This window comes from Ruegeria sp. AD9 (assembly GCF_056542305.1).
Map to the genome: position 1 here is coordinate 166,192 of NZ_JBQFZP010000002.1, position 22,099 is coordinate 188,290.

The window sequence follows — 22,099 nt, forward strand, 5'->3', positions numbered from 1 at the left end:
TCCTCTCAGGGGTTATTCGTAATAGGTGTAACCATTGATCGAGTCGCGGTAAGCGCTCATCAGGGTTTTGCGGTCCTTGGCTTTCAGGTTGCCGGTCGAAATCGCCTCGTCCACCATTTTGCGGAAGGCGGCGACGCAATCCTGCGGGTCGAATTCGACATATGACAGAACCTGGCTGATCGTGTCGCCCTCTTGTTCGTGCAGCAGGTCAAAGCCACCGTCCCGACGCAGGTCTATGGTGACGACGTTGGTGTCACCAAAGAGATTGTGCAGATCGCCCAAGGTCTCCTGATAGGCGCCGACGAAGAAGACACCCATGAAGTATTCGTCCTCTTCGGGCAGGGAATGCACCGGCAGGCTGGGGGAAACACCGTCGGCCAGAATGAACCGGTCGATCTTGCCGTCGCTGTCGCAGGTGATATCGGACAGCACGGCGCGACGGTCGGGGATCTGGTTCAGATATTGCAACGGCACGATCGGGTGCAGCTGGTCGATGGCCCAGACATCTGGCAACGACTGGAACAGCGAGAAGTTGCAGTGATAGATATCAGCAACCTTTTCAAGCTGGTCATTCAGGTCCGTTTCCAGATCCTCTGAAGCGGCCAATGCCTTGAGCCGGGCCATCAGCGACAGGTATATCCGTTCGGCCCGCGCCATCTGACGCAGGTCGACATAGCCGCGACGAAACAGGGCGCGCAGCTCGTTACGATAGAAGGTGGCGTCGTTCCAGCATTCCTGCAGACGGTCGCGGGAGAGGTATCCGTGCACCGCGGCGAGGTCCGAGACCAAGTGGTGGTCATCCGGATCAACCTCGGGGCCATTGGGCGCATCGTAAAGCGTACTTTCGAGCACGTTGAAGACCAGCATCGAGGACGTCGCCACCACCGCGCGCCCACTTTCCGTGACCAGTGTCGGATGGCCCACCTCTGCCTCGTCCATGGCGTAGGCCACGGTTTCGACGACATTGGCGCAGTATTCTTCGACCGTGTAGTTGATCGAGTTTTCGGCGGCTTTCTTTTCGCCGGTGTAATCGACCCCCATGCCGCCACCCAGATCCAGGTGAGTCAATGGCACGCCTTCGCGCGTAAGCTCGGTGTAATAGCGACAGGCTTCGCCCACAGCACGGCGCACATCGTTGACATCCTGAACCTGGCTGCCCAGATGTGAATGCTGCAGCTTGAGGCAATGCAGCAAGCCTGCGTCTTTCAGCTTGTCTACCGTGGCGATAAGCTGATCGGTGTTCATCCCAAAGGCCGAGCGGTCGCCCGAACTTTCTTCCCATTTGCCGCTGATCTGGTTGGTCAGCTTCACCCGAACACCGATCAGGGGCTCGATGCCCAGTTCGTTGTAAACTTCTATTACCGTGTCGGCCTCTTTCGGGCTTTCCAGAACGATGACCGTGTTGAACCCAATCTTGCGGCTTAGAATCGCCAATTGGATGAACTCGGCATCTTTGACGCCGTTGCACACGATCAGCGCGTCAGGGGCCAGACGATGGGCCAGCGCAATCACCAGTTCGGGTTTGGAGCCTGCCTCGAGCCCATAGTTATATTTCTTCCCAAACTCGACGATCCGGTCAACAACCTGGGCCTGTTGGTTTACCTTGATCGGGAATACGCCGCGATAGCTGCCATTATAGCCCACGCGCGTAATCGCATCTTGGAAACTTTCGTTCAGATGGGCGATTTCGTGTTCCAGATAAGACGCGACTCGCAGGACCATCGGTGCCTTGATGCCGCGGTCGTCCAGATCGCTGAGGATACCGGGCAGGCTGATCGCCGCTGTCTCGGGGGCCATGGGATTGCGCAGACCGATCTCGCCCTGTTCGGTCACCTCGATGAGGCCTTTGCCCCATTTCTCAACTCCGTAGATGGAATGCGGTGCGTCGGGCGTCTGTTTCAATCAAGTCGGTCCTTAACGTAGGGTGCCAGTTTCGCGCCCGCCAATACGGCAGCAGTTTGATTCTTCCAAGTGTAAACTATCTGATTGGGGATTCCGAATTTTACGCGGACGGGTGGATTGGGATCAGATGATTGTCCCATTGGCATTCGGCGCGGGTTCGAACAGCTGGGCGCGCGCCCGTCAATGTCCCGAAGGCGCCTGTTCCCGTGGTAAAGACCAACCCGTTCGCACCGGCCCCAAGCCCACAGACATCCTCAAGCGCGAAGGCGCCGATGAATGTGCCACTGGTTGTGTCAAACTGGTGCAGCGCATTGCCGCGCGGACAGGTGATTGCGATCGTCTCGGCGTCGGCTGAAAATGCGATGCTGCCAGCGTATCCCTGCAACATGCTTTGTTCGTGATCCGGCGCGGCAAGCAGGCGCGGGGCTTCACCCTGACGATGCAGGCCCAACAGGGGCGGGTGTTCAGACTTGCTGCCCTGCCATTGCATGGCAAAACCAACCAGACCGTCACGTCGCACGGCCAGATGTCGGATCGAGTTTTTGTGAAGTTCGTCAGGTAACGATACCTGCTCTTGGATCCTGCCCGACAGGGTGAGATAGCTCAGGTTGGGTGCCATCGTCGGCAGGTTCAGCTTTGTGCGCCCGGTTTCGGGGTGGGTTTCGACCCCGCCATTGGCGATCACCAGCGTTTCCCCATCGGGCATCAGGCGCATGTCATGCGGGCCTATTCCGCCCGATGAAAACTCACCCAGACGCGAAAAGCTTTCTGCGTCCCTGACACTGATAATACCTGTCCCGGCTTCGTAGTTGTTCTCTGTGGCATAAAAATACGCGCCATCTGCCGAGAATGTGCCGTGGCCGTAGAAGTGTCGGCTTTCAGGGGCATTTAGCTGCGCAATCTGCGCGCCGGTTGCGCAATCGATGACGATGGCAAAGGTGCCCGGACGCCTGGCAAACGCAACCGCCAGAGCTTTGTGCGGGTGGGCAGCGGCCGCATGTCCGCGTCCGGGTAGAGGCACGGAGAACACGATTTTCCCCAATGTGCTCAACCCGGCAAGTCGAAAGGACCCGTCGGGAAACAACCCTGCGGCCAGAAAATCAGGCGAACCGGCCGAGGCCCACCCGCGAACCGGGGAAATCGTGGTCGCGGCAAGACCGGCAAGAAAATGGCGGCGTGACGTCATGGGTTAGTCTCCGTCCAGCGAGTTGAATCCTGCGCTGATCCCCAATGTCGGACCCAGGTCGGTCACGGCGATGGTGCGGATATCGTGGATCGACTGTTGAAGCGCCTCGATCCGGAACCGGGCCTGGGGATCTGAAACCCCGGCCAGCGAGGGATCGTCAATGGATTGAGCGTTCTGAATGGCACGTGCAAACGCTGCATCCAGTTCTGACGCGATTTCGGCGTGATCAAAAGAAAGTCGTGCGGCTAAATCCCGCAAGGATATCAGTGAATGTTCCACATGGCGTAAAGACCGCCCGGACCGCCACGCTTCGGCCCGGTTCGGACGGGGGCGGTCGATTGTCCCCATGGGGCGACCCAGCCGAGTGTCAGCCGTGAACTCAAGACCGGTAGACAGGGCCTTGAACAATTCCTGCATCGCTTCGTCCTGCGTCCGATAGCGGCTGTTCTCTCCGGGTAGGGTAAGGCTAGGGGCATAGCTGTGCCAGTCCTGCGCTATCGCCCGGGCATTGGCATCTATGTCCGCCGTGATCGCCCTGATCAGCGCGCAGCGATATTCGGCATTGCCCTGTTCCGCGAAGGTGGGATCGAACAACATCCGTTCGAGGGCAAAGAACCCGCGCCCTGCGATTGACGTTTCGGCATAGGCGTCCGGACTTTGCACGGCATCATCCTGAGCCTCGATGTGCTGGGACAGAGTTTTGGATGTGAACCCTTTCGTGTCGGGCCAGAAAGCCATGGCGAAAGCGCGATCATCGACCTCAGTCGGACCGAACCTCAGGTGGCTGGCTGAAATCCAGCTGTCGAAAGCCGCATCGTAGGCCGCGCGCAGCGTCGGTGAGGTCGGGTCGCACACAACCAATGATGTGCCGACAAGCGCGCCGGTCATTACCGGAAGGGTGTCGAACCGGGGCAGGATATGCGTTTCAGTCACATCCATCAGGACCGGTGCGCGATCCTGTGCCTGCGCGGCAAGTGGCATCAACAACACTGCAACAAGGGTAAGAAAACGCATGGGTCACAGGCTCTCCAGAAATTTGATCAGGGCGTCACGGTCTGCCTTGGGCATCGAGACTACGGCATCACGGGCAGCCTGTGCTTCACCGCCATGCCACAGGATCGCCTCTAGCAAGGTGCGCGCCCGCCCGTCATGCAGAAACTCCGTGTGGCCCGAGACGCGTTCGGTCAGGCCAACGCCCCACAAAGGCGGCGTGCGCCATTCCCGGCCTGTCGCTCGGGCCTCGGGGCGATTGTCGGCCAGACCTTCGCCCAGGTCATGCAGCAACAGGTCGGTGTAGGGCCAGATCAACTGAAAACTGTGCTCGGGCCGGTCTTCCATCCGATGGGTGACATGTGACGGTGTGTGGCATGACGCGCAGCCGGTCGCATGGAATACCTCTTTGCCGCGCAAAACCTTGGGGTTGTCCACGTCGCGGCGACCCGGCACGCCCAGATTGCGGCTGTAGAAAGCGACCAGGTCCATACCCTGATGATCGATCTCAAAGCCGCGCTCATCATCGTCGCCGTGCGGGGCTTTGATGCAGTTCACCTGCACATTGGTGCAGTCCCCGTGCGGAGCAGGGTAGAGCGGGTTCGATATGCCGATATCCCCGGCAAAAGCAGCAGCCGATTGTTCCATAACTGTCGGCATCCCCGCCTTGTGACCGAACCGGCCCATCATTGGGGTGTCAAACTCGACCGACCAGACGATATTCGGGCGACCCGATATGCCGTCCCCATCCAAATCGTCGGGGTCGGCCCTAGCGAGCAGGTCTTCGACCGGGATCGCTTCCAACAGGCCAAGCCCGATCATCTGCGGCGCGATCCGTGGGCTTAGCATCGCGTCCGGGTGCAGCGGACCATAACCCAGACCGGCTGCCTGATAAGTCGGGCGGCGCAGTGAGGCGGTTTCACCGTCAGAAAGCGCTACCGGGATTTCTTCGTACGAGATGTCCAGCCGGTATTCCGCTGGATGACCTGCCAGTGCGAAATCCTGCATCTGCCCACCATAGGTAGGCTCGGGCACAGTGGCGATGTATTCTTCGATCGCTGCATAGCCATCTTCCGACGTGCCGGGGATCGAGACCCGCAGGAACATCGAAACCGCGTTGTCATCGGGCCCGTTTGGCGTGTGCCCGCGCCCATCCTTGATATGGCAGCGCTGGCATGACCGCGCGTTATAGAGCGGCCCCAACCCGTCAGAGGCGAGCGTCGATGAGGGCGACGAAACCCAAACCTTCTTGAACAGCCCGTTTCCGACCTTGAAATTCAGCTCCTGTTCAAAGCTCAAGTTGTCTGAGGGTTGCGAGAACGCATCCGCGTCCGTACGAACTCGAACTGTCGCGGCCCCGGCGGGCAGTTCTTCAAATTGCTGCGGTGCGCTGAAATCCTGGGGCGGCGCCGTGACAACGGCAATCCGGGCGCGTTCATCGTCAGTGCGGGGGGTGACGTTCAGATGCAGATCCACCAGTTCGGCTGACAGGGAAGGGGTGGCCGCAAAGGCGACCACCGACAGGGCGACAAAGCTATTCGCCTTCGTCCATTTTCGATGCGTTGAGTTGCGCATAATTGGCTTCGCCGATCCTTTCATAGAGGTCGAGCTGCGTTTCGAGAAAGTCGATATGACCCTCTTCATCGGACATCAACTTCTCGAACAGCGACATCGAGACATAGTCGCCGGCATCCCGACAGTATTCGCGCGCTTCCTTGTACAAGGCCCGTGCATCAATCTCGGCCGCAAGGTCACATTCCAGCGTTTCCTTTGGTGTTTGACCTATCCGAAGCGGGTCTAGCTTCTGAAGGTTGGGGTGGCCTTCCAGAAAGATGATCCGTTCGATTAGCATGTCCGCGTGGCCCATCTCTTCGATGCTTTCCTCGCGGCTTTTCTTGGCCATGTGGCCAAGTCCCCAGTCTTCCTGCAACCGGTAGTGCAGCCAGTATTGGCTGACAGCAGTCAGTTCATGCCGCAGAGATTTGTTGAGATATTCGATGACTTTTGGATCGCCCTTCATCTGCACTCTCCTGTGATACTGCCGCGCGCAGAGCGCGGAGTTGCATGGGTACTTCGAGATTATCGCTTGACCGCATCGTGTCCAGAAACAGAGGCATGCATCCGCCGCAATCCGCCGATTTTCCAAGAGCACGGTAAACCTTGCCCGGGGTGATGATGGTTCGGGGGTCGGCTGTCCGCATCCAGTCGATGGCGGCGCGGATGTCGTGGTCCGAGATGTTGGTGCAGTGGCAGACAATCATGGATGTTGGCTTGAGTTTGTGTGGCTCAGTGGGCTGGCGGGTCAGCGTGTTGAGTGTACCGGGGGCAGGCAAGCCCCCGGCGCGCGTTCTTGTTTAGTGGAATACCGCGTCGGGGTTATCCAGACTGTCTGATCCTTCAAATTCAATCTGGTCCAGTTCCAGTGCGGTCACGATGCGCTCGATTGTCTTGGTCTGGTCGATCAGGCCGATGACGCCGGCCATGATCAGGGTTTCACCGCCTTCGTTGCCGCGTTCCAGCATTTGGTCATAGGCAAACCCTACTTCCGCGGTCGATTTGATCCTGCCAAGGGCTTGCATCGTGACGGCCAGTTTCGCTTTCATCTCGGCGTCCAGTTCCGGGTCTGTTGCGTTTACCAATTCGGCCAGTGATGCGCCCGATACAGGTGTTCCATCGATGCGGGTATAGCTGCCCAGATAGACGTTCTGAACGCCCAGCCCATCGTAGTAATGGCTGTTGTGGGTGTTGTCCGAAAAGCAATCATGCTCTTCTTCCGGGTCGTTCAGCATCAGGCCCAGACGCATCCGCTCACCCGCCTGTTCACCGTAGGACAGTGAACCCATACCGGTCAGGATCGCACTGACACCCGCCGTTTCATTTTCCATCAGCGCCGCGCGCGCCGCGCCGCCTTGTTTCCATTGATCGGTCATCCAGGTCAGATCGCTGACCAACAGGTCGGTTGCGGCGCTCAGATACTGGGCACGACGGTCGCAATTGCCACCGGTGCAGGCATCGCCGTTTGCATAATCAGTGGCTGGACGGTTGCCTGCACCTGCCCGGTGGCCATTCATGTCCTGACCCCACAGCAGGAACTCGATAGCGTGGTAGCCGGTTGCGACGTTGGCTTCGATACCATCAGCTTCGTGCAGGGTTTCTCTCAGCAGGGTCGGAGTAATCGTGCTGGCGTCAATGGTTTTGCCCGACAGTTCGAAGCTGGGGTTGGCGATGACATTCAGAACCGCAAATTCGTTCTCATCCGTCGCACCACCATAGGCCGCGTCGACATAATCAATTAGACCTTCATCCAGCGGCCAACCGTTTACTTTGCCTTCCCAGTCATCAACGATTGCATTGCCAAAGCGATAAACTTCGGTCTGTTGATAGGGCACACGCGCTGCAACCCATGCTGCTCGTGCCGCAGTCAGGGTCGCGTCCGAGGGTTCGGCAATCAGCGCACCGACTGCATCCCGCAAAGCATTTGCCGCAATCAGGCTGTCGTCATACTTAGCTTCGGCAATATCGGCATAGGTTTCCAGAATATCCGCTTTTGCAGGCACATCCCCGGCAAAAGCAAAAGAGGCTGTCGCAAATGTCAAAGCGCTGGCTGTTGCAAACAACTTGGTCATTGAGGTCATTACTTTCTTGTCAGAACTGTCAGATCAGGCGGGTTTGTTCCCGCGGCGGCTTTCGCTGAAATAACTGAGTTAAAAAGTCAACATTGTCAATCTGAGTTTTTTTATCGGGAAATGGAGTTGCTGGCCCGGTGGTCACCCTCCCCATATCTGACGAGGTCTTGATCCGGCTGATCACATTGTGCGGTACATGTTTCGGGCTAAAATCATCCTAGTGATTCTTTTTAGGTGGTTTGTTGTTCATGAAGCGCGTGGTTCTGGCCTTGTTCCTGTTTCCTGCGGCACTTGCAGCGCAAGCAACGCAGATTTCCACGCCTCATCACCATGGTTCAGGTCAGATCGATATCGTGTTTTCGGACACCGGGTTCGCCTTGGCGCTGAGGGTGCCAAGCATGGACATCGTCGGGTTTGAATCCCCGGTTGAAAACGATGACAACCGCACGCGTGTGGCCATAGCAATGTCGGAACTTTCCGACCCGCTAGACCTGTTCGTAACCCCGCCCGAAGCTGGGTGCTCTACGGTGACCGCCCATGTGGTTTTGACATACGGCATCACACAGCAGAAAGGTGAGGCGAACGCAGTCACAGGCTCCACAACGGCAGAGAGTCACTCGGAGTTTCAGGCAGACTATGTCATTCAGTGTCAGGATATGGGTGCGCTGAACATGATCGAGTTCGCCTATTTCGCGCGGTTCAGTGGGACTGGCCAGCTGAACATCCACTTGAATACGAGCGGGGTTCAGGACGCTGTCGAAATTACACGCGCGGCACCATATCTCGATCTTCGGCCGGGTCGATGAGCGCTGAATTCAAAGGGAAAACCAAAAGTGGTGTTTTTGTTCGATGGTCGGGGGATTTTGGTAGCGGAGGAGGGACTTGAACCCCCGACACGCGGATTATGATTCCGCTGCTCTAACCAACTGAGCTACTCCGCCGTGAGTGAGAGGCGATGTAAGCGAGGGGCCGGGGAGGGTCAAGAGGGAAATCGCCCTAACCGGGGAATTCTTTCACGGGCTCTGTCACCGGGTCCTGCAAGGGCGTCTGACGGAATATCGTGGCGTCCACCATCCTGCGGATAAACGCGGCGCATATCTCCGGTTCTGTGATCAGGATCATATGACCCAGACCGTCAAGCTCTTCATAGCTCAGACCATATTTGGCCATCGGCGGTCCGTGACGGGCAGGGGACAGAAGCGCGTCCTGACTTCCATACAATATCCCGCCGGGGACCGACAGCTCGGGGTATCTGGCCACCAGCACATCGCAGCTGGCATCCAACCCGATAACGTCCTGCGAGGCCGTGACAAAGGCCGACGGGCGCAGCCCTAGCGCACCACCCGCACGGTCCAGAAAGTCATTTGGAGGGGTTTCAGGGTCAAATGCCACACCCAGACTGTGCGGTGCTGTTTTTGAGGCCATGGGAACCGCAATCGTGTTGGCAATCAGGCTGCGCAGCCATTTGGTCCGGATCTCGAGCGGTTTGAAGATCACCGGTGTTTCAGGCAGCCTGTGCGTCAGTGGCGCCAGCAGAGCGAGGCCGGATACCCGCTCGGGGTGGTCCAAAGCCAGCGCCAGCGACACCGCACCGCCCAGTGAATGCCCCACCACCACGACCTGATCCACGCCCTTGGTTTCAAGAAATTCAGCAATCATCGCGGCCTGCTGCGGCAATTGTGCGAGTTCTGCCGTATCCCGGGTTGAATATCCACAACCGGGGCGATCCAACGCGATGACGTGGTAATCCTCGGCCAGTTGATCCGCCAACGCGTAGGTAAAATGCTGTAACTGCCCAGCCAGGCCATGAATCAGAACAACCGTCTGCGCGTCCGGATTGCCCATTTCCACATAGTGGATGCTGCCGCCCTGCACGGGCACGATCTGGCCCATCTGCGGCACGGTTTTTAGCCCCTGACGGGTTATACGCCGGGTCCACAGGGCCATGGCCAGAAGAAAGACGGCAAAGGCCGTAACCACGCTAAGAATAAATGTCATCTAGCTGTCTCCGGTCCTAATAGGGATGTATTGCTCCAATCCCGATTGTGACATGCGTTTTTGAAATTCGGCAACTGTTCCGGGCCAAAGCGTCGTGTTTTGCCCATCCGCATCAATGTACCAGGATGTGCAGCCTCCGGTCTGCCAGACACTGTCCGCGTGGCGGTCATGCATTTCCTGCGTAAAGGCCGCCTGTTTCACCGCATCGGGAGTGATCACCGACAGTTCCTTGCGTTGCATCTCGATTAGAACCCGGCCGATATGCCCGACCTGAGCTTCAATCATCAGCACGACCGAATTATGCCCCAACCCGGTATGAGGCCCCAGAAGGATGAAAAAGTTGGGAAAACCGGCTATCGCTGTGCCCAGATGTGCACACATCCCATTCGCCCAGGCCGACCGCAGCGTTAGCCCATCTGTGCCGGTGATATCCAACCTTTCAACGACATTGGTGACCTGAAACCCGGTGCCCCAGATCAGCGCGTCTGCCTCTGTCCTGGTGCCATCTGTCGCCAGGATGCTGTTTCCATCGATACTGGCGACGCCGTACGGAATGACGCTGACATTGTCGCGGGCCAGGGCCGGATACCAGTCATTTGAACTGAGAATGCGTTTGCACCCAATTCGATAGTCCGGGGTCAGAATGCGCCGATCTTTGGGGTCCGCAATCGCGCCTTCCAGTGACTTGCGCCACATTTTTAGGGCAAAGTTCATCGCGCGTTCCTCGCCCCTGAACACGCGGTGACGGAACTCGAAGAACATGAGAATCAGTTTGCGCCGGATGCGGGGAAGCAGGGGAAGGTAGGCATAAAGTTTGCGCACCCATGGCGCGATCGGGCCGTCAGGGCGCGGCATAACGTAAGGCGCGCTGCGCTGAAAAACGGTGACGTGGCGCGCAATCTTGGCAATCTCTGGCACGAACTGAACGGCTGACGCCCCGGTGCCGACAACTGCCACATGCTTTCCGGTCAGATCGACGGTGTGATCCCATTTGGCCGAATGAAAACAGGGGCCGGGAAAGCTGTCGGTGCCGGGAATATCCGGAATGCTGGGATGATGCAGCGCGCCAATGGCCGAGACCAGAAACTTGGCTGACCAGATCTGGCCATCCGTGGTTTCAACCTGCCAATGCGTGCCATCCCATCTCGCCGATTTCAACTCCTGCCCAAAATGGCAAAGATTATACAATCCTTCCTGATGCGCGACATTTTGCAGATATTCCTGTATCTCTGCGCCACCGGCATAGGCGCGACTCCAGTACGGATTAGGGTGGGTCGCCATGGAATACAGATGTGAAGGCACATCGCAGGCGACGCCAGGATAGGTGTTCTCGCGCCACGTGCCACCGATATCTTCGGCCTTTTCCAGAATGGCGATATCTTTGATGCCGTGTTTGCGTGCCTCAAGCGCCATCGTCAGCCCTGAGAACCCGGCACCGATGATCAGCATCTCTGTCGCGTGGTGCATTGAAGCGCCCCTCCTGAAACAACTTTATGGATATCTGTTGCAGATGTCTGCACGTGATTGGCAGTGAAGTAGGTCACACAAGATAAAATGACTGAACGACCTTACGTGAACAGGCGCGGCGAAAAACCGTCATCAGGGCGGTGTCGCTTCCTGCAAACACATATCGCAATCGGAGAGGTGAACGCGGCGTATTTCCGTCAGTCTGATTCAAAACAGGAGGATTGCCCCTTGTCGACCCGTACTCTTGCACGTGCCGGTGGGCGTTCCGCGCGCCGCGCTCTTCGCACCGCGCCGAACTTCGACATGCTGCCGGGTTTGACCCGCGGCATCCCGCATTGCGAAGTTATGAACGGAAGCCAGGTTGAGCTTATCGACAAGGCCGCCATGAATATTCTGGAGAACGTTGGTGTCCAGTTTCGCGACCCGACCGCAGTGGAAGACTGGAAGAAAACGGGCGCGAAGGTTGACGGAGAGCTGGTCTTTCTGGACCGCAACATGGTGCGTGAGCTGATCGCGACCATTCCGGCGCAATTCACCTATCACGCACGCGATCCGCAAAAGAACCTCGCTCTCGGCGGCAAGCACTCGATCTTCGTGCCGATGACCGGCGCGCCGTTTCTGCGTGATCTTGACGACGTGCGCCGGAACCCGACGCTGGACGATCTGGCGATGTTTCATAAACTGTCGCACATGATGCCTGCACTGCACAGTTCGGCCCATCATATCGTCGAACCTTACGATCACCCGATCAGCCAGCGGCACCTGCGCATCACTTATTCGTCGATGAAATACTCGGACAAAACGTTCATGGGCATGACCACCTCGCCCCGGAATGCCGAAGACGTGATGGACATGTGCGATATCCTTTTCGGCCAAGGGTTCATTGATGACCACCCGGTTACAACGGGCAACTGCAATGGCAACAGCCCGCTGGTCTGGGATGAAACCATGCTGGGTGCAATGCGCGCCTTCTGCCGCCGGAATCAGCCGGTTTTGTGCTCGCCCTTCGTTCTGGGCGGTGCCAATACGCCCGCATCGGTACCCGCAACCGTGGCACAGCTGACCGCTGAGGCGCTTTCGGCGCTGGCTTATACGCAGGTGATCCGCAAGGGCTGTCCGGCGATTTGGGGGCACTATCTGTCAACCGTTTCGATGAAATCCGGTGCGCCGATGGCAGGGACGCCTGAAATCAGTCTGATGAATTTCATGATTGGTCAGATGGCGCGCTTTTACGATGTGCCATGGCGCACCTCGAACACGCTGGGCGGGGCCAAGACGTTTGACGCGCAGGCCGGGTACGAATCCGCGACAACTCTGGGCGCTGTTCTGCATGCAGGGGCCCACTACATCTGGCATTCGGCAGGCTGGAACGAGGCGGGGATGCATTGTTCGGTCGCCAAGTTTGTTGTGGACGCGGAACAATGCGCGATGGCCTATCGGATGGCGGAGGGGCCTAAATGGCATGATTTTGACGAAGCCTTGGCCGCAATTCCGGATGTGGGTCCCGGCGGGCACTATTTGGGGCATCCGCACACCCAGGAGAATTTTCAGACGGCTTTTTTCATGCCCGAACTGTTTGACAACAACTCGATCGAACAATGGGTGGCGGAAGGCGAAGTTGAAATCACCGAACGCGCCCTGATCTACGCGAGGAAGCTTTTGGCTGAGTATCAGGAACCCAAGCTGGATGAGGCCAAGAACGACGCCCTTCTGGACTATATCGCCCGCCGCGAGAGGGAAATTCCGGCCGCGGATGAGTTGAACCAGACTTCTTGACGGACAAGTTCATTCTTTGCCGGATCGCCACTCTTTCCAGATCAGATAACTGTTGGCGGCAAGCGAGGCGAATGGCTCGGGCGGCAAACTCGGCAAGTCCGGCTGCGCCAGAAAATGATCGGCGATGACAGACCGACGGTCCAGCACCAGTTCAGCGATGCCCATGCCTTGCAGTGTTCCCCGTGCGATGCCCAGACCGTTCTGGCAACAGGCAGAGTAGACACCGTCCTCAAGCTCACCGAACGCGGCTGATCCATTGCGGCTGAGGCAAAGCATCCCGGCCCAGCGATGTTCCATCTGCACATCCGGCAGATGCGGGAAGCGTTCCCTGAACTTTCTGTCATGCACCCAGCCTGCATTGCGCAGTCGCATTGGACTGGTCTCGATTGTTGGATGAAAGCTGGAGCAGGTGCGGATCAGGATGCGATCCCCATAGCTGCCGGAAATGCGCCGTACTGACGTCCCCATCGGGTTCGCTGGCGTCACCGACCAGCGCGACTTCCCGCCCAGTGTCTTGATCTGCGCCTCGTTCAGCGGGGCTGTGAGCGAGGCGTAAAGGCAAATGTGCATCAATTGCCGCTGGTAGAACCCAAAGCTCTCCAGGTGGCCGTTATTGGCCAGAATTATCCGCCCGGTGCTCACCTTGGCCTTGTTGGTGCTGACCACCCAGCCTGCGCCTTGTTGTTCCAAACCGGTAACGGGTGAATGCTCGAACACTTCGATCTGCCCGGCCAGACGGGCGGACAGCGCTCGCACATATGCCGCCGGCTGAATCATCACTGTCCCCGGCGCATAAAGCCCCGAGGTATAGTGCGGGCTGCCCGTGACCTCTTGCATCTGCTGCTGATCTAAAAGCTTATGCGGCTCGTCCAGTTTGGTCAGATGCGCGGCAAAGGCGCGGTTATACGCGTCGCCCGCTTTGGTGGCGGCCGCATTGTATTTGCCGCAGGGGTCGAACATTTCCTGTGGCAGCCCGCAATCGGAGGCCACTTCGGTCGCAAAGGCAATGGCCTTGCGGTTCAGCGCAATGATGGCGCGATCTGCGTCCGATCCCTTGCCTGCGTAGTTGTCCGAGGCCAAGTCATGGGGCAGGTCGATCATGAACCCAGAATTCCGGCCTGCCGAGCTCTCCGCGAAACGACCGGCTTCCAGCAGAACGATTTTCAGAGAAGGATCCAATTGATGCAGCCGCCGCGCCGCGCTGAGCCCGGCAAACCCGCCACCAACTATTGTGATATCCGCGGTCAGGTCCCGTTCCAGCACCGCCAGAGGTGTTTGGGGGGGCAGAATCGTATTCCATCCCGACGGGCCTGTCTGCCGGGGTAGCCTTTTGGCGTCATGTCGGCTCAACCGATGGCCTCATCCGCGTCATCGGCCAGATCGATCCAGATGGTTTTCAACTGTGTGTACTGGTCATGAGCATGGATCGAGTTATCACGGCCGCCAAATCCCGATTGCTTGTAGCCACCGAAAGGTGTCGTGATGTCACCTTCGCCGAAGCTGTTCACTGTCACGGTGCCTGCGCGGATCATCCGCGCACCACGAATGGCACGTTTGACATTGGCCGTGAAGATTGAGGCGCACAAGCCATAGTCGGTGTCGTTCGCGATCTGGATCGCTTCATCAAAGCCCGAGACTTCAATTACCGACAAGACAGGGCCAAAGATTTCCTCGCGCGCCAAAGTAGCGTCATTGCCGGGCACTTCGACCACGGTGGCCTCGACAAACCCGTTGTCCGCTTTGCCACCGATCACCACGTTCTCGGCCTGATCCAGATAGCCACAAACCTTGGTGTAGTGGTCTTCGCTCACCAGTGCGCCCATGCGGGTTTCGGGGTCGAGCGGGTCGCCGATGTTCCATTGTTTGGCGTGATGCGCGATGCGCTCCAGCAGCTCAGCCTTCACTTTCTTATGCACGATCAGGCGTGACGAGGCCGAGCAGTTCTCACCCATGTTCCAGAATGCGCCATTGACGATATGCGCCGCCACCCGGTCGAGGTTTTCGGCATCCTCCATGACGATAGCAGGGTTCTTGCCCCCCATCTCCAACACCACCTCTTTGGCGTTGCTTTCCGCCGAATAGGTCAGAAAACGTTTGCCGGTCACGGTCGAGCCTGTGAAGGATACCATGTCGATATCCATATGCCGCCCAATGGGTTCGCCCACCTCGGCCCCGCCACCGGGAACAATGTTCAATACTCCGCGTGGCAAGCCGGCCTGCATCGCCAATTCGGCAAGGCGCAGGGTCGTCAAAGTGGTTTCCATCGCCGGTTTTACAACAACAGAACAGCCTGCCGCCAGCGCTGGCCCGATCTTCCATGCCAACATCAGCAGCGGAAAGTTCCACGGCAGAACCAACCCTACAACGCCGATTGGCTCGCGCACCACCATGGCGATGTGATCGTCGCTGGCGGGTGAAACCTGATCGTAAATCTTGTCAATCGCCTCGGCGTGCCACTTCAGGCAGTGGATTGTCTCGGGCACATCAACAGTTTCGCAGTCGTAGATGGTCTTGCCGCTGTCGATACTCTCCATTACCGCCAGTTCACGGGCGCTGCGAGCCATCAGTTTGGCCAGCCGGATCAGCACATCCTTGCGCTCGGCGGGGTGCAGTTTGGACCAGCGGCCATCGTCGAACGCCTCACGAGCTTTCTTGACGGCAAAGTCCACATCCTCCGCGCCACAGGATGCGATATCGGCCAGCTTTTCACCGGTTGCAGGGTTCTCTGTCGCAAAGGTCTGGCCCGAAACCGCCGGACGAAACGCGCCGTCGATAAAGGCGCCTGTCGGCAGGCTCAGACCTGCGGCGATGGATTTGTACTCGTCCTGTGTCAGCAGATCCATGTTTGTCACCCCTCAGCCACGATGTCGGCGATTGTCTTTCTCAGCACGCGCGTCACCTGTTCTAGCGCGCGCTTGTCATCTTTGTTCAGGCCCTTCAGCGGAGGCCGCATGATACCCGCGTCGATACCGTTCATGGTGACGCCATGCTTGATGGTCTGGATAAACTTGCCGCCCTGTTCCAGCACCCGCATCAGCGGCATCATCGCTGACATGATCCGACGCCCCTTGACAAAGTTGCCTTCGATCACGCAGGCCTGATACAGCGCCACATGTTCCGCTGGCAGGAAGTTCGAACCGCCACACACCCAGAATGGTGCGCCCCAGGCGAAAAACTCAAGTGCCTGATCGTCCATGCCGCAGCCCAGCTGGATATGCGGATAATCCCGCGCCAGCAAATGGACCCGGTTGATATCGCCCGAGCTTTCCTTGATGCCGCAGAAATTGCGGCTACGGCCAACGCGGTCAAGGAACTCTTCCCCCATCATTGTGCCGGTACGGTGCGGATAGTTGTACAGCATCACCGGCAGGTCGGCGGCCTTGTCGATGGCCAGTGCATTCAGCGCGTTTTCGCGATCCGTCGGCACCGAATAGGGCGGGCTGGCCAACAGGATGGCGTCCGCGCCGATATCGCGCGCGCCAGCGGCCAGCGCAATCGAGTCCGAAGTCAGCATCGCGCCCGTGCCAACGACCAAGGGCAACCGCCCTTTCAGGTGCTTATGCGTGAATTTGGCCAGTTCCAGCCGCTCCGGCACGGTCTGGGCATAATTCTCACCCGTGGATCCGCCGGAAATCAGGCCGTGCACACCATTTTCGATCAGGTATTCGATCACGTCGGACAGGGCGTCCCAGTTCACGCTGCCATCGTCGTGATAGGGGGTGACCACAGGAGTATAAATTCCTTCGAACTTGAAAATCGGGTTCATTCCGTCCTCATGCGGGTTTCGAAAGTGGTGGGATACCCATTGGGACATCCAGTGCGTCAGGCATCACGAACATCCCGATCTGATCCCGGGACAGGTTCCAGTGATCCTCGGCCAGTTTCGCCGCCTCAGCTTCATCGCGTGCCTCGATGGCTGCGATGATCGCGTCATGCTGTTGGCTGGCCAGCGACAGGTTTTCGGACATTTCAACTGTCTGCGGCCGATAAAACGTCATACCAATCCGTGCGTGATCGATCAGCAGCCGGTTGAATGACGGAAGCAGGTAGACATTGCCGGACATCTCTCCGGTCACGTCATGAAAACGGTTGTTGGCAAGTGCGCAATCCTCGGCCGACCCTGAATGAAGGGCAGCTTTGAACGCGTGCTGAGCCGCTTTCAGGTCAGCGATTTGCGCGTTAGTCGCGTTCTCTGCCGCCAGACGCAGGATAGCCCCGTAGATCATCGGTGCGGCAAGGAAGAAATCGCGCAGCGTGGTGTAGGACATTTCCGAAACACGGGCACTGCGGTTTTTTCGCAGATCCAGATAGCCTTCGCCAGCCAGTTGACGAAACACTTCGCGCAGAGGTGTGCGCGACAGGCCGAATTCATCGGACAGATGCGCCTCATCCAGATCGTCACCTGGACGAAGGCGCAGAGTCAGGATGGACATCTTCAGGTGTTCTCTTAGCGCATTTTTGCGCGACGTGGCTTCGTCTTTCATCCTTTGGCCTCACTATGTCCTGTGGCAGCTGCGTTCGAATCGCGGAGGTCACAGTTTTGTATTTCTAAAAAATACAACTTGTATACAAAAAAATCTCGTGCAGCATGGATGTCTGCTAAATAGACTCACGTTCGGGCGTCGGCCCAGTTTGGAAATGGTTCTGCTCATGCCTCAGACGCAGCACTTCGCCTTCATCCTGGTCGAGGAGTTTTCGCACCTCGCCTTTTCCTGTGCGGTCGAGCCGCTGAGAATCGCCAACCTTGTGAGTGGCGAAGAGCTGTATCGTTGGTCATTTGTATCCGAACAGGGCGAGCAGGCCGTGTCTTCCAATGGGTCCGTCACCCTTGTGCATTCCGGACTTGAGGAACTGTCCAAGTGCGATCAGCTCTTTGTTTTGTCGGGCATTCACATGCGTGACCACGTGACCCGTTCCCTTCTGGCCACACTGCGGCGCGAACGAGCGCGTGGAACGCGGATCGGGGCATTGTGTTCCGGCGCGTGGCTGCTGGCCGAGGCCGGGTTCCTCAACGGTATGCAGGCGGCGATCCATTGGGAATACCACGACGCGTTCATGGAAGCCTTTCCGGATATCAATCTGGTGCGCAGCGTCTTTGTCGCCGACGAAAAACACATTACCGCATCAGGTGGGACCGCGACCGCAGACCTGATGCTGCATCTTATTGAACGCGACCATGGCGAAGAGCTGGCCACCGATGTTGCGGATCAAATGGTCTATAACACTGTGCGTAATGCGACCGCTAAGCAGCGCGTTTCGCTGCAGTCGCGCAATGGAATGCGCAATGCCCATCTGGCAAAGGCGATAGATATTATGCAGGACAGTCTGGAAACCCCAGTTTCACCATCCTTCATTGCAGACAATTTGGGTATCTCAACCCGTCAACTTGAACGGTTGTTTGGCAAGTACCTCAACACTTCGCCCAAACGGTACTTTATGGAAATGCGGCTGGAACGGGCCCGGAAGCTGCTTTTGCAAACCGAAGCGTCGGTCACCGAGGTCGCCGTGGCCTGTGGTTTTGAAAATCCGGGACATTTCTCTCGGGTATACCGGTCCAGTTTTGGCATCACACCGCACGCGCAGCGCAACAAGATCAACTGAAATCGGATAGATTGCTGCTTCTACCTGCCGACGGGGGTGCCGCGATCCGCTGACCTTGAACAGGTCCGACCTGGCACCCCCTGATCCCGCCGAGATACCCCCTCGTTAAAACTGGACTAGTCAACAGATCGGCAGGATTACCCACCAATAAATCTCGATATTGGCATAAGTATATCAAGAACTTGTCATCGACAGGTTTGTTGTGCCCTGTTTCGTTAATCTACCGTTAATTTAAGGCTCAAGTTGAGGCTTTGATTGGGGGTAATCTGCAATATCGACGTGCGGTCGCCGCGATCTGTTCAAGCTGATGGCGTTTCGAGATTTGGGTCAGGTCCCAGTGGTTTCCGAAAGGAATCTGATTCACGGTTCAAAACAAGTAGTGAACACACCACAAGGGTTTGGTCGACCGACGCTCGGACGACGCGCCTGCCGATCATCTTGGAAGGCAAGAAAACGAACGAATCCTATTTCTGTTAGAATCAAGACAGCATTCGACGAGCAATTTTGCAGTTTGTGAGGAAACCCAGATCAAGCTTGCTCGCCGTCGGAATACGCCTTCGAGGCCGTAGATTGTACTTATCTGGTATGGCGCGCTGACGACGCTGATATCCTGTGCGACCAGAAGCGATCGGGATCCGTCAGTCCAGATGATAGGACAGAAACCGTTCCGTCCCGCCGGCACTATACCCCCACTGTGCTTTGACACCGAAAACTTCTGAAACGGTTTGCAAAGACAAGGCTTGTTCAGGCGGGCCAAGAGAAACCAGCTGTCCTTTTGATAAAACAGCCACGCGATCACAGGCCATTGCCTGATTCAAATCGTGCAGTGCCATCACCGTTGTCACTTTTAGAATTCGAACACAGTCCAGGATCGACAGTTGGTGATGTATGTCCAGATGGTTGGTCGGTTCGTCCAAAAGCAAAAGGCCCGGTTGCTGCGCCAATGCACGCGCGATGTGCAACCGCTGGCGCTCTCCTCCAGACAATGTTGCCCATTCTCTGTGTGCCATATCGGCCATTTCCACAGTTTGCAGAGCTTTGTCGACTTGTCTGGTATCTTCGGCGCGCCAGGGCCGTAAGGCCGACAGCCAGGGCGTGCGGCCCAGCTCGACCACGGACCGTGCAGTTACGCGTTCGGCTGTATCAGCCTGTTGTTCAACAATGGCAATCCGTTGGGCAATCTGTCTGCGCGACAAATGCGAAACGGGATGGCCCGCTATGACGACTTTTCCCGAAACCGGACGTGCCAAACCCGCCAACAGGCGCATCAGAGTTGATTTGCCCGAACCGTTGGGTCCGACCAAAGCCAGTGTTTCGCCGGGCTCCACGACAAACGATACGTCTGACAGCAAAGTCTTGCCGCGAACCGAAAATGTCAGGTTTTGCGCCTCGATCTTCATTGGGCGTTCCTCTGGCCGCGCACCAGAATTACGGCAAAGGCAGGCGCACCGATCAGGGCGGTAACCACCCCAATCGGCAGAACCTGACCCGGGATGATGATGCGCGACACTATATCGGCGCCGATCAGGAAGACCGCTCCGATCAAGGCGGCCGTTGGGATAAGCCTGCGATGCCCCGGTCCTACAAGGAACCGGGCAGCATGAGGGATGACCAGCCCGACAAAGCCGATGGACCCGACGATCGAAACCATGACCGCTGTTGTCAGCGCGGTGGCGAAGATCAGGGTTGCCTGCACCCGCCGCACCGGTATGCCCAGCGAGGCCGCTGAATCAGTGCCGAAAATAAATGCGTCCAAAGCTCTGGCGTGAAAGCGGCAAATAAGCCAGCCGGCAAGGGCCACCGGAATGGCCAGATATACATCCGGCCAGCGCACGCCACTGAGGTTTCCCATCAGCCAGAACATGATCCCGCGCGCCTGATCGGCATTGGCGGATTTGGCGATGATGAAGGCCGTTAGCGCATTGAACAACTGAGACCCGGCAATTCCCGCCAAAACGATTTGCGCCGTCGCAGCCCGCCCGCCGCCTGCGCCGGAGGCTCGGGCCAGCAACGCGACAAAACCGAAAGCCAAAAGCGCGCCATTGAACGCGCCAAAAGACAGCGACAAAGCTCCCCCGCCCAAACCAGCGATGGTAACAGCCACGGCACCCGTCGAGGCCCCGGCAGAAATGCCCAAAATATAAGGGTCAGCCAACGGGTTTCGCAGCAATGCCTGCAACACGACCCCTGCGACAGCCAGACCGGCACCGCAGGACGCAGCGACCAGAGCGCGAGGAATCCGGTAGCTCCAGATAATACCCTGATCAATTGGGTCGACGGGCAGGTCCGCTCCGGCCAGCTTGTTGACCAGAACGGAGAGAACCAAATCGGGCGACAACGAGGTTTCCCCGATCATCGCGCCCGCAAGGACCGCCGCAATCAACAGTGGCACAGTTAGGCACGCGGCCTTGAAACCCTGCCGAAAGATTGCGGCGACCTCGTTCACAAGTTGTTTCCGATGGTATCCAGCTTCTCGGCCAGATCCTCCAGTGCCGGGATTGCGCGGATGGTGGCGTCCATGGCCTGCGCATCCATAACGACAATCCGGTCATTCTTGACCGCATCCATCTGGCTGGTCACCGGATCAGCGCGCAGGAACTCCAGCTTTTTCAGGTAGTCGTCCGCAGCAAAGCGACGGCGGTCCATCTTGGCAATCACGATCACCGTCGGATTGGCCTTGGCAATGGTTTCCCAGCCCACTGTTGGCCATTCTTCATCCGTCTCGACGACGTTGCGGATGCCCAATGTGCTCATCATGTATCCCGGTGCGCCCTTCTGCCCGGCCACAAACGGATCGCTTTCCATTTCAGGAGAGGAAAACCAGAATACGGCGGACACATCGTCCAGCTTCACGGCTTGCGCCTTGGCGACGGCTGCGGCTTCACGGGCCTTGTACTCGGCAACCAGGTCCGTGCCGCGTTCGGACACATCAAAGGCTGCCGCCAGTTCTTCGATACCCTGATACAGCGTATCGGTCGAGAACGCTTGCAGGCGGGTGCCATCACCGCCGACCGTATTGTCTTTGCCGACGCAATCCGCAGGCATCACGTAAGTTGGAATACCCAGTTCGTGAAATTGCTCACGCGTGGCGACGATGCCCTCGGGTCCGACATGCCATTCATATTGCGCTGCGACCAGTCCCGGCCGCTTGGCAACAACGCTTTCAAAGCTGGGATCATTGTCTGCCAGACGCTCTACCTTGGCATTCACCTCGGCATATTCAGGCAGCACCTCGTTGAACCAGACCGAGGTTCCAAGAACCTGCTCGCCCAGACCCAGAGCATAAAGCACCTCGGTCGCGGCTTGGCCGACCGTGACTGACGACGTCACTGGCGCGTCAAACGTGACCGAGTGACCGCAGTTTTCGATGGTTAAGGGAAAGTTTCCTTCGGCGGCAGCGCTGGTAGCCAGCAAGGAAAGGCCAATCAGGCCAGTGCGTAGAAACATGACAATCGATCTCCATGTGTCAATGACCAGAGAACGGGTGAATGGGCATTTACCGAAGCAACAGACGCTTTTCTGCCTGCTGTGAGCGCAGAGTGGTACATAGCCC

General features: G+C 57.8%; 18 protein-coding genes, 1 tRNA gene and 1 pseudogene. 3 read left to right on the top strand and 17 right to left on the bottom strand.

The features are described 5' to 3' along the window. Positions 1–12: 12 nt before the first annotated feature. The 7 genes from speA to ACR0AM_RS03865 form a co-directional block, all read right to left on the bottom strand. Positions 13–1,902 (bottom strand): biosynthetic arginine decarboxylase, encoded by a 1,890-nt coding sequence (gene speA / locus ACR0AM_RS03835; RefSeq protein WP_480622168.1) that lies wholly within the window; start codon positions 1,900–1,902, stop codon positions 13–15. A 100-nt stretch (positions 1,903–2,002) separates the two neighbouring features. Next, positions 2,003–3,088: a DUF1513 domain-containing protein gene (locus tag ACR0AM_RS03840; RefSeq protein ID WP_480622169.1), complete on the bottom strand. Its 1,086-nt coding sequence runs from the start codon at positions 3,086–3,088 to the stop codon at positions 2,003–2,005. Positions 3,089–3,091: 3 nt separating this feature from the next. Then, positions 3,092–4,102: an imelysin family protein gene (locus tag ACR0AM_RS03845; RefSeq protein ID WP_480622170.1), complete on the bottom strand. Its 1,011-nt coding sequence runs from the start codon at positions 4,100–4,102 to the stop codon at positions 3,092–3,094. 3 nt (positions 4,103–4,105) lie between these two features. Further along, complete coding sequence (locus ACR0AM_RS03850) at positions 4,106–5,653, bottom strand: di-heme oxidoreductase family protein (protein ID WP_480622171.1); 1,548 nt, start codon at positions 5,651–5,653, stop codon at positions 4,106–4,108. Continuing rightward, on the bottom strand, positions 5,613–6,098 hold the full coding sequence (gene bfr / locus ACR0AM_RS03855) for a bacterioferritin (protein ID WP_480475650.1): 486 nt from the start codon (positions 6,096–6,098) through the stop codon (positions 5,613–5,615). The genes ACR0AM_RS03850 and bfr overlap by 41 nt, the downstream gene beginning before the upstream one ends. After that, the gene (locus tag ACR0AM_RS03860) at positions 6,046–6,339 is read right to left on the bottom strand and encodes a (2Fe-2S)-binding protein (protein ID WP_480476910.1); all 294 of its coding nucleotides are present in this window, start codon (positions 6,337–6,339) and stop codon (positions 6,046–6,048) included. The genes bfr and ACR0AM_RS03860 overlap by 53 nt, the downstream gene beginning before the upstream one ends. A 93-nt stretch (positions 6,340–6,432) precedes the next feature. Then, entirely contained in the window at positions 6,433–7,704 is a 1,272-nt protein-coding gene (locus ACR0AM_RS03865; protein WP_480622172.1) for an imelysin family protein, read from the bottom strand. Between the two features lie 248 nt (positions 7,705–7,952). On the opposite strand from ACR0AM_RS03865, the gene ACR0AM_RS03870 reads away from it, so the two are divergent. Continuing rightward, positions 7,953–8,510 (top strand): ZrgA family zinc uptake protein, encoded by a 558-nt coding sequence (locus ACR0AM_RS03870; RefSeq protein ID WP_480622173.1) that lies wholly within the window; start codon positions 7,953–7,955, stop codon positions 8,508–8,510. Between the two features lie 58 nt (positions 8,511–8,568). On the opposite strand, the gene ACR0AM_RS03875 is transcribed toward ACR0AM_RS03870, so the two are convergent. The 3 genes from ACR0AM_RS03875 to ACR0AM_RS03885 form a co-directional block, all read right to left on the bottom strand. Further along, positions 8,569–8,645, bottom strand: a tRNA-Met gene (locus ACR0AM_RS03875). A gap of 55 nt (positions 8,646–8,700) precedes the next feature. After that, on the bottom strand, positions 8,701–9,702 hold the full coding sequence (locus ACR0AM_RS03880; RefSeq protein WP_480622174.1) for an alpha/beta fold hydrolase: 1,002 nt from the start codon (positions 9,700–9,702) through the stop codon (positions 8,701–8,703). Next, positions 9,703–11,169 carry a flavin-containing monooxygenase gene (locus tag ACR0AM_RS03885; protein ID WP_480622175.1) on the bottom strand — a complete coding sequence of 489 codons (1,467 nt, stop codon included), beginning with the start codon at positions 11,167–11,169 and terminating at the stop codon, positions 9,703–9,705. 228 nt (positions 11,170–11,397) lie between these two features. Between ACR0AM_RS03885 and ACR0AM_RS03890 the strand changes: the two genes are divergently transcribed. Then, on the top strand, positions 11,398–12,945 hold the full coding sequence (locus ACR0AM_RS03890) for a trimethylamine methyltransferase family protein (protein WP_480612198.1): 1,548 nt from the start codon (positions 11,398–11,400) through the stop codon (positions 12,943–12,945). Between the two features lie 9 nt (positions 12,946–12,954). Here the strand turns inward: ACR0AM_RS03890 and ACR0AM_RS03895 are convergent, their stop codons facing one another. Genes ACR0AM_RS03895 through ACR0AM_RS03910 form a run of 4 tightly spaced genes read right to left on the bottom strand, consistent with a single transcriptional unit; the run spans position 12,955 to position 17,429 of the window. After that, positions 12,955–14,295, bottom strand: a complete 1,341-nt coding sequence (locus ACR0AM_RS03895; RefSeq protein ID WP_480622176.1) for an NAD(P)/FAD-dependent oxidoreductase — start codon at positions 14,293–14,295, stop codon at positions 12,955–12,957. Continuing rightward, a complete protein-coding gene (locus tag ACR0AM_RS03900) occupies positions 14,292–15,788 on the bottom strand; it encodes an aldehyde dehydrogenase (RefSeq protein WP_480622177.1) in 1,497 nt (498 codons plus the stop codon). Before ACR0AM_RS03900 ends, ACR0AM_RS03895 begins: the two co-directional genes overlap by 4 nt. A 5-nt stretch (positions 15,789–15,793) precedes the next feature. After that, positions 15,794–16,711 (bottom strand): dihydrodipicolinate synthase family protein, encoded by a 918-nt coding sequence (locus ACR0AM_RS03905; RefSeq protein ID WP_480622178.1) that lies wholly within the window; start codon positions 16,709–16,711, stop codon positions 15,794–15,796. Between the two features lie 7 nt (positions 16,712–16,718). Next, positions 16,719–17,429, bottom strand: a complete 711-nt coding sequence (locus tag ACR0AM_RS03910; protein ID WP_480622179.1) for a GntR family transcriptional regulator — start codon at positions 17,427–17,429, stop codon at positions 16,719–16,721. 166 nt (positions 17,430–17,595) lie between these two features. On the opposite strand from ACR0AM_RS03910, the gene ACR0AM_RS03915 reads away from it, so the two are divergent. Continuing rightward, positions 17,596–18,546, top strand: coding sequence for a GlxA family transcriptional regulator (locus tag ACR0AM_RS03915; RefSeq protein WP_480537370.1), 951 nt, complete (start codon positions 17,596–17,598; stop codon positions 18,544–18,546). An 889-nt stretch (positions 18,547–19,435) separates the two neighbouring features. Here ACR0AM_RS03915 and ACR0AM_RS03920 read toward each other — a convergent pair. The 3 genes and pseudogenes from ACR0AM_RS03920 to ACR0AM_RS03930 form a co-directional block, all read right to left on the bottom strand. Next, positions 19,436–19,946: pseudogene (locus ACR0AM_RS03920) on the bottom strand (ABC transporter ATP-binding protein); the annotation flags it as partial. Next, positions 19,943–20,992, bottom strand: a complete 1,050-nt coding sequence (locus ACR0AM_RS03925) for a FecCD family ABC transporter permease (RefSeq protein ID WP_480519006.1) — start codon at positions 20,990–20,992, stop codon at positions 19,943–19,945. The pseudogene ACR0AM_RS03920 and the gene ACR0AM_RS03925, both read right to left, overlap by 4 nt. Then, positions 20,989–21,993 carry an ABC transporter substrate-binding protein gene (locus ACR0AM_RS03930; RefSeq protein WP_480622180.1) on the bottom strand — a complete coding sequence of 335 codons (1,005 nt, stop codon included), beginning with the start codon at positions 21,991–21,993 and terminating at the stop codon, positions 20,989–20,991. Before ACR0AM_RS03930 ends, ACR0AM_RS03925 begins: the two co-directional genes overlap by 4 nt. Positions 21,994–22,099 lie beyond the last annotated feature (106 nt).